The sequence below is a fragment of the Pseudoalteromonas sp. SR43-2 genome, assembly GCF_014163885.1.
Classification (GTDB): domain Bacteria; phylum Pseudomonadota; class Gammaproteobacteria; order Enterobacterales; family Alteromonadaceae; genus Pseudoalteromonas; species Pseudoalteromonas distincta.
In genome coordinates this window covers 134,870-143,020 of record NZ_JACJED010000011.1, presented here as the reverse complement: position 1 = coordinate 143,020, position 8,151 = coordinate 134,870, and the positions used below count along the sequence as shown (strand labels likewise).

Below are 8,151 nucleotides of genomic sequence, written 5' to 3'. Positions count from 1 at the left end.
TATAGCTCATGGGAAAACAAATAGATTTTAATAAGGGGATTTTAGCAAATTACTGCTATGACATTTAGACTTTAATTATATTTTATTGAGGGGTAAACAAAAAAGAGAAGCCGAAGCTTCTCTTATATTTAGCTTTAAGCTAAAAACTTTTCAAGCTCAACACCTTCAAACGCTTTAGGACGACGGCCACGGCCAGTCCATTCAATAGTCTCACCATTAAGTTCCATGCGGTACTTAGGCTTAACTTTAGTGCGCTTGTCTGATGCTCCATCTTGTAAATCTTCTAGCGTAAGTCCTTTTTCTTTTAAAAGATCCAAAACTTCCTGTTTCGCTTTTTGCTGCTGGGTATATTTTGAAATTGCATCATTGATAAGCTGTTGAGCTTTTTCAAGCTCTGTTAATGATGCTGTTTTAATAAAAGATCGGACTTCTTTCATCTATATCTCGCTAAATTGTGTGATAGGAATTATTTAAATATTCTTTTTTAGTATAAGGCTATTTCTCAGGAATGACTATTACAAGATATAAACTAAATAATCTCTCTATTAAATATACGCTATTAGTCTTACCTTATTAAATTAGGAATAATTTAATATAAATTGTCGATGTATAGGGGAACTTCATTTTATAAAAACATATAGTCGATAAAAAACACTACTAATCCGTTGAATAATAAATCCCAACTTTCAGTACAATAAAGCAGCTAAGAACTTATATGTAATTTGCAAATATCATTACTTCGACTCAATTAAGAAAGCCACATTATCTATTCTTAGTGTCAGGTGAATATCATCGGAAATTACAAGGTAACAAACTTAAAAATTAAGTGGGTCAGTAAGTACATACAACCCATAATCTAAATTTTGAAGATAAAATAGCAAACCAAATGTAAAAAGGTCAGAAGCATAAGCAACTGACCTTTTATTATAATCGTCAACGTATTAAAGACGAAACATAATCTATAAACGATTCTTAGAAGTTTTGTTCAACTTTTAAAAATACAGCTCGGCCTAAAACATCATATAATGATGTTGAAGCGTCACGGTAACCTCTAGTGCCATCGTTTAGCTGTGGTGCTTCTTTATCAAACACATTGTTCACACCTAGTACAAACTTACCATTCCATTCATGGTTATATGATACTTGGATATTGTGTTTAATATAGCTTGGAATATCAGCTAAATATGTTACACCATACTCTTCATTACCTGAGTCTTGGTCGCCTATGTAGTATGTAGTCCATGCTGCACCAAATGCATCATTTGTCCAATCAAAGGTAACATTACCACGAAGCTCTGGGTACTCTTGCAGACCAGCATAATCAAACGCATCAGCGCCTTTTTCTGTTACTTCTTCAAAGTCGCTTACATAACTTAGTTCACCTTTAAGAGCGAAATTACCAATGCTAGACTCAAACATATAAGCTGTTTTAAAATCAAAACCTGATGTTTCTAAACTCGCCATATTTTGGTCAAAGCTGTACATTACATCAATACGACCTGTGTTTGGATCGCGAACTACTGCCGGGTTAGAACCATTGTCTTGCTCGTCTTTTAATAGGCGCTCAACACTTACAGCTGCAATTCTGTTTTCTAACTTAATATTATAGTAAGAAAGCTCTACAGATAAGTCATCTGTTACATTCCAAACAAAACCTGTTGTAAATGATTCACCTTCTTCTGGCTCAAGATCTGGATTACCACCAAACCAAGTCTTATGTTGCTGTGAAGCATTTGGGTTACAGTAAATAGCATCAGAACCTGCATTGCCTTGCGTATCACACCAAATTGTATCGTAAGCTTTTTCGAAGCTTAATGCCTGACTAGAGAACATTTCGCCCATGTTAGGTGCACGGAACGATTCACCCCAGCTAGCTCGAACTAATAGCGCATCAGAAGGACGCCATGCAACACCAATTTGAGGGGCAACGTTATCGAATGTTCCTGATACAAATTGTGAACCAACGTCACCTTCTTGCTCGTATTTGTCATATCGAACAGCTGCTTTAATATCAACATTGTATGGTAAGTTTACTTGTAGCTCTGAATATACAGATGTTCTGTCACGCTCTGCATTAACATCATCACCACCTGAACCACCTGACACTCGACCAGAGGCCGATTGAGGGTCGCTCATTTGTTCAAATTCTACTTGCTCAAATTCAGCACCAACTACACCAGCAATAGAAACATCACCATTATCAAACAATAATGTAGATGCTACCGTATCAAATTGAGTACTTGTAAAACGAGCTTGATAGACACCTGTATGAGCAGCTTGACCATACAAATCCTTCATGCTGCTATCCCAGTCAGCAAAGCTCATTCCTGATGTGTTAAATATATCATACTCACCACTATCAACTAGCTTTTGAACAACATCATCATTTATAAGGTTTGTATTAAATGAATTAGTTGTAGAACGGCTGTGTTGTACATTAAATTCCCAGTCAATACCATTTGCAACATCTACAAAACCGACTAAACCACCCAAGAAATCAATACTATTAATTTCAGTACGAGTATCTCGCTCACCAATGTTAGCTGAGCGCATGTATAGAGTTAAATCTTCGCCTACAGGGTTTAGAGGATTATCAGCCAACATAGTTGGTTGGTTTGTAGATACTGGTGTACCTGCATAGCGAGAATCAGTTTCAGAAAGTGATGCACTCGCGCGACCGCGGAACTTTAAGTTATCAGTGAATTCATAATTGAAATTTGAAAGCATTGAGTTCTGAGTAGTATCACCAAATAACTTGGTTACTGCACCATAGTTATATAAACAACGAGTGCCTCCATCAACCGTGTTATTTGATTCTGCACACATAGTAGGGCTTGTAACCCAACCACTAGCACCATTACCATTTGGAACTGAGCTAAATGACGAATAATCAGCATAAGTCTCATCATTTAATTTCCAAATATCTCTATCGAATACTGATTCAGCATCATAATATTCATAAGTTAATGTAATATTACCCTTCTCACCAGAGTAACCTGTACTTACGTTAAAACGATTTGTATCACCACCTTCAGCACTAGGTAGTTCAGTATCATATGAAAAACTTAATCCGTTAAAGTCTTTTTTTGTAATAATATTAATAACACCTGCAACAGCATCTGAGCCATATACAGCAGAAGCACCTTCGCGAAGAATCTCAATTCTTTCTACGATCGCCATTGGGATACGAGAAGTATCCGCAGCTGCGCCTGAAGAAGAACTTGTACCAGGCATACGGCGACCATCAAGTAATACTAATGTGTACTCAGCCCCAAGGCCACGCATGTTTATATTACTTGTTGCTGCAGCACCGTTACCGTAACCTGACATACCACGCCAAGAACCAAAGCTATTTACAGAAGTGTTATTTAAAACATCAGCAACTGATGCTTCACCTGATAATTGTAGATCTGCAGCTGTAATAACAGTTACTGGTGATGATGTTTCCATATCAACTTGTTTAATGCGAGATCCAGTTACTTCTATACGTTCAACTTTTTCTTTTTCCGCAGCCATAGAGCTTACAGAAAAAGCTGCGGTAGATGCCGCGCCAAAAGCTATCGCTAAGCGAACCGCTTTCGAGATTTTATTATTTAACATTGGATTACCCCTAGAATATTTTTTAATTATTTTGTTTTCAAAACGGTCTGCAATTAATCACAGTACCTATTTCGGTTTGAATAGTAGGCCCAACTCGAGCAAAAGGTCAACACTTTGACAACGAAAAAACACATTAATTTACAACAACTTAAAGAAACAAAAAACTAACACGTTGCGATATTATCACCATTAACTAAAGAGCAATATTCCACTTTTTGGAGTTATGATAATAAAATGAAATTAAATGTAAGCAAAACTTGAAAGTGAATTAACATTTGTAGATTATGGTGTTCCTAACAAACAAAGGAATTGCTATGAAAACTCACCTCGTATGTATTTTAATACTCACTATCTCATTCTCGGCTTTCGCTGACTTAAAAGAACTTCCGGAAGAATTTTCAGATTTTAGTTTAAATAGAGATATTACTGTCTCATATGATGACTTAGATACTCTTCTAAGTTTTACTGTAATTGATACTGGAGCATCAGATCGTTCCAAACTAAATTCTCAAGCCTCCATCGGTACAAGAATGAAGTCGCATAAAAATAACGACACAGCATTAGAAGCAAATCGTTTCTTCTTTGAAGAAGTAACAAAATCAGAGATTAAAGACGGTTTTTATAAGATTAGAGTTAGCCTAGAAAGTCTGCCAAATGAAATCTCACTTAACGAACTCAGCCTTGATGAGCAACTTGCTTATTGGTTAAACCTTTACAATACAGCCATGTTAGAAAAACTAATCACACACTATCCTATTCGCGATACAGAAGATTTACTCTTTGGCAGCAATTCAATTTTAAAGGAAGAGTTTTTAAATGTTGCTGGCCATAAACTTTCTTTAAACGACATACAACAAAATATTGTTTTTAAAAAGTTTGGTATAAAAAAACCAATAGTTATGTATGGGTTTTATCAAGGAAATATAGGAAGTCCTAACATTCGTGCCGAAGCATATAAAGGAAACAAGGTTTATCATCAATTAGTTGAAAACGCTGAAGAATTCGTCAATTCAAATAGAGGAACTAGTATCAAGCGAAAAAATCGCCTTTATGCCTCTAAGTACTATGAGCAAGTTAAACCATTATTCGAAAACTTCGAGAAAGATTTACGAGAGCACCTAAAAGACTATGCAAACCCGGCAATGAGCTCTGATATAAAATATGCTAAGAGCTTTAAAATAGGTATTGAAGATTGGAGAATCACTGATATTTATGGCACAGAGCGAAAGTTTGGTGGCGCAGCGTCAACAAATCCTGCCGCCATGCTCAATGCTGTTGCAAATAACTCATCAAAACCAATAGGAGCTGATGGCGCAGGTTCAGGACTAGGTGCTGTTAACATAAGCTTTTTATCTAATTCTATTTCGGAGAAAACAATGGACTTTGGCCGTTTTTCTCCAGAAATGCTCGAAAAAATTAGAGCTCTCAAGCTAAAAGAAACTGATAATAGTGGCTCTGTAAAAATAAAAGACCTTTAATAAATTTTATTATTTAACTTTAAAAAACACCCTGTTAACATGGTACGAAAAATAGGGTGTTTTATGTCTAACTTTCTTAACTCTGCGCTCGCTGCTTATAATTCACGCCAATATAACCAAGCTATTCTTTTTTTAAACAAATGTGATATTAAAACTGTTGATTGGTATATTTTACTTGCCGCTACATATAGCGCACTTAACCAAAATGAAAATGCCGAACAAACATATTCTTACGCAGTAAATAAGTTTCCTTCATCCCTCCCTCTAATTGAAAACTATACAAACTTGCTGTGCAGAACTGCTAAACATTCGTTATGTTTAAACTTTTTAAAAAACACAAGGTATTTGGCATTAAGCAAAAAGGTATCTCTGAATTTTATAGAAAGCTTGATCAAAACCAACCAGTTGTTACAAGCAAAAAAGGAACTTTCTAAAACCGTATCTGATGAAACCTTAAAAGAGAGATATCACTGGTTAAAGCTTGAATTACTAGAACGTTTGGGTGACTTAGAATTAGTTGAAAGCTATCACCTCTCTTTACCTGCCGATTTAAAAAATCAATTTTTATTTAAATATAAACGTGCTTGTAATTTTCGCAATATGGGTAAATTCGACAATGCTTTAGATATATTTTTAATGCTAAGCGATAAGCAGAACAAGTATAGCCCCGAGGTTAACTTTTTGATTGGCTGTACTTACTATGATTTACTAAAGTTTGAGCTCTGTGAGCAGTACTTAAAACGATGTCTTGAACAGGCTCCTAACTATATACCTGCGCATGAGTGTTTAAATAAATTATACTGGGATCGTGCAAACAAATCAGCCCTTATGAGCTCCTACAATAGTACATTCTTAAATCATGCTAAAAACCCACAACTAGTTCAATCACAACTAGCTCAGCTTTTACATTTTAAAGATTTTAATCAAGCCCTTGATGTATCTTCACAAGCAATTAGGCTCTTCCCTGATAACTTAGACATAAAACATGCTCATGGCATCATTTTAGGTAAGCATGGGCAAAGTGATAAAGCATTCATTATATTAGATGAGCTTGTATCACAGGCTCCCCAATCAGCAAGATATAGTGTAGATTTGGCAAACTACTGTATTGAAAATTTTGAATATAAAAAAGCAATATTACACTTAAACACTGCAGTTAAACACAACCCTTTTAATCAAGAAATCTGGGCTTATTTATCCACAGCTTGGCGCTTAGCTAAAGACGATAAATATCATTGGTTAACTAATTACGATATGTTTGTTAAAACAATGGCTCTACCTACGCCTAAAGGCTACAAGTCGTTTGACTCTTTTGGGAAGGAACTCAAGGAACTATTACTTACTTTACACACTAAAGAACAAGAGCCGCTTGATCAAAGTGTTCGAAGAGGAAGTCAAACTGAAGGACACTTACTCTATCGCTCAAATACGTTACTCTCATTATTTAAGCAGTCAATGGAGTCATGTATATCTACTTACTTAAATGATTTACCAGCAGATAGTATGCACCCATTAACGGCAAGAAATAGCCTAAACTTTACTGCCAAAGGCAGCTGGTCAGTAAAACTAGAAAATGGAGGATATCATGCCAATCATATTCATCCTCACGGTTGGTTGTCAGCACCCAGCTATATTTCTATACCTGATGAAATGAGTAAAAATGATCCACTTAAAAATGGCTGGTTAAAGTTAGGAGAAACATGTCTTGATCTAGGAAAAAGAGAATCAATAGATCGCGAGATATGCCCTGAAAGTGGACAAATTATCATTTTTCCTAGCTATATTTGGCATGGCACAAATGAGCTTAAAAGCGATAGACCTCGCTTAACAATACCTAGCGATATTATGCCAATTGGTTGATCTAGTTGATTGAAATTCAAACTAGTGCTATAAAAATAAACAAAAACAAAGGATTGATCATGATAAAATGCTTGCTACTTATAATCGCTATTGTTTTTATTCCAGTGAAAGCTGAAGAATTCTCTTTACCCGAAGAGTTTTCAGATTTTGGCTTAAATAGGGATATAAGCATATCTTATGAAGACCTAGACCAACTTCTAGAGTTAACCGTTATTGACATGGGTTTATCTGATAGGACTATTCTAAAACCAATAGTAGGTAATGGCACAAGGTTACGATCTAATAGAGACAGAGATACGGCTTTAGAGGCTAACCGCTTTTATTTCGAAGAAGTTGTAAAATCGGATATTAAGCTAGGTTTTAAAGTAATTCGCCAAAGCCTAGAAAAAGTACCTGAAGAAGTCCCTTTAAACGCATTAACCTTAGATGAGCAATTAGCTTATTGGCTAAACTTATATAATACAGCCATTATTGAAAAGTTAATTGAACATTACCCAGTTCGAAATGCAAAAAAATTACTCGAAGGTGAAAACTCAATACTAAACGATAAATTTATAAATGTTTCAGGCCATACCTTGTCACTTAATAATATTCAACATGATATCGTTTTTAAGAAATTTGGGAATAAGAAAATAGTAATGTATGGCTTCTATCAAGGGATAATCGGAAGTCCGAATTTACGTAACGAAGCTTACACAGCTGATAAGGTATATAAACAACTTTCAGGTAATGCTGAAGAGTTTGTAAACTCCAACCGAGGCGTTCAAGTTAAAAGAAATCGTCTAAACGTTTCTATTTTTTATGATCAAGCAAAAATTTTATTTCCTGACTTTGAGAACGATCTACTAAAGCATATTTTAAACTATTCTGATTCTTCTATTAACTCACAAGTAGAAGATTCGGAAGAATTAATTCTAGCTATTGAGGACTGGAATGTAACCGACATATACGGCACTGAGCGCTCATTTGGTGAGGGTAATGCCACCAACAAAGCGGCCTTACTAAATGCCGTAGCAGCCAATAGTAACGTGCCTGGTGCAGGCGCTATGAACCTTAGTTTCCTAAGCGATATGTTATCCTCTAAAGTTAGCTCTCAATCTCGCTTTTCACCTGCAGTATTAGACAAAATTAATAAGCTTCGTCTCAAGAAAAAAATCAATAGTAGTAGTGTTAAAATAAAAGACTTACCCACTAAATAATTAAATTGTATTCA

General features: G+C 35.4%; 5 protein-coding genes. 3 read left to right on the top strand and 2 right to left on the bottom strand.

What is annotated here, in order from left to right; translation table 11 throughout:
* Positions 1–134: 134 nt before the first annotated feature.
* Both H5120_RS11385 and H5120_RS11380 read right to left on the bottom strand, forming a co-directional pair.
* Positions 135–437 carry an H-NS family nucleoid-associated regulatory protein gene (locus tag H5120_RS11385; RefSeq protein ID WP_002958250.1) on the bottom strand — a complete coding sequence of 101 codons (303 nt, stop codon included), beginning with the start codon at positions 435–437 and terminating at the stop codon, positions 135–137.
* Between the two features lie 535 nt (positions 438–972).
* Positions 973–3,600 carry a TonB-dependent receptor gene (locus H5120_RS11380; protein ID WP_182674426.1) on the bottom strand — a complete coding sequence of 876 codons (2,628 nt, stop codon included), beginning with the start codon at positions 3,598–3,600 and terminating at the stop codon, positions 973–975.
* Positions 3,601–3,914: 314 nt separating this feature from the next.
* On the opposite strand from H5120_RS11380, the gene H5120_RS11375 reads away from it, so the two are divergent.
* The 3 genes from H5120_RS11375 to H5120_RS11365 all read left to right on the top strand — a co-directional run bounded on the left by H5120_RS11375 (position 3,915) and on the right by H5120_RS11365 (position 8,137).
* Positions 3,915–5,078: a DUF547 domain-containing protein gene (locus H5120_RS11375; RefSeq protein WP_182674424.1), complete on the top strand. Its 1,164-nt coding sequence runs from the start codon at positions 3,915–3,917 to the stop codon at positions 5,076–5,078.
* 63 nt (positions 5,079–5,141) lie between these two features.
* The gene (locus H5120_RS11370; protein ID WP_182674422.1) at positions 5,142–6,938 is read left to right on the top strand and encodes a putative 2OG-Fe(II) oxygenase; all 1,797 of its coding nucleotides are present in this window, start codon (positions 5,142–5,144) and stop codon (positions 6,936–6,938) included.
* Between the two features lie 5 nt (positions 6,939–6,943).
* The gene (locus H5120_RS11365) at positions 6,944–8,137 is read left to right on the top strand and encodes a DUF547 domain-containing protein (RefSeq protein ID WP_182674420.1); all 1,194 of its coding nucleotides are present in this window, start codon (positions 6,944–6,946) and stop codon (positions 8,135–8,137) included.
* Positions 8,138–8,151: the final 14 nt, after the last annotated feature.

What these genes read in the sequence shown, in the direction of transcription:
- H5120_RS11380 (WP_182674426.1), bottom strand. Translation starts at nt 3,600, where the DNA reads ATGTTAAATAATAAAATCTCGAAAGCGGTTCGCTTAGCGATAGCTTTT.
- H5120_RS11385 (WP_002958250.1), bottom strand. Translation starts at nt 437, where the DNA reads ATGAAAGAAGTCCGATCTTTTATTAAAACAGCATCATTAACAGAGCTT.
- H5120_RS11370 (WP_182674422.1), top strand. Translation starts at nt 5,142, where the DNA reads ATGTCTAACTTTCTTAACTCTGCGCTCGCTGCTTATAATTCACGCCAA.
- H5120_RS11375 (WP_182674424.1), top strand. Translation starts at nt 3,915, where the DNA reads ATGAAAACTCACCTCGTATGTATTTTAATACTCACTATCTCATTCTCG.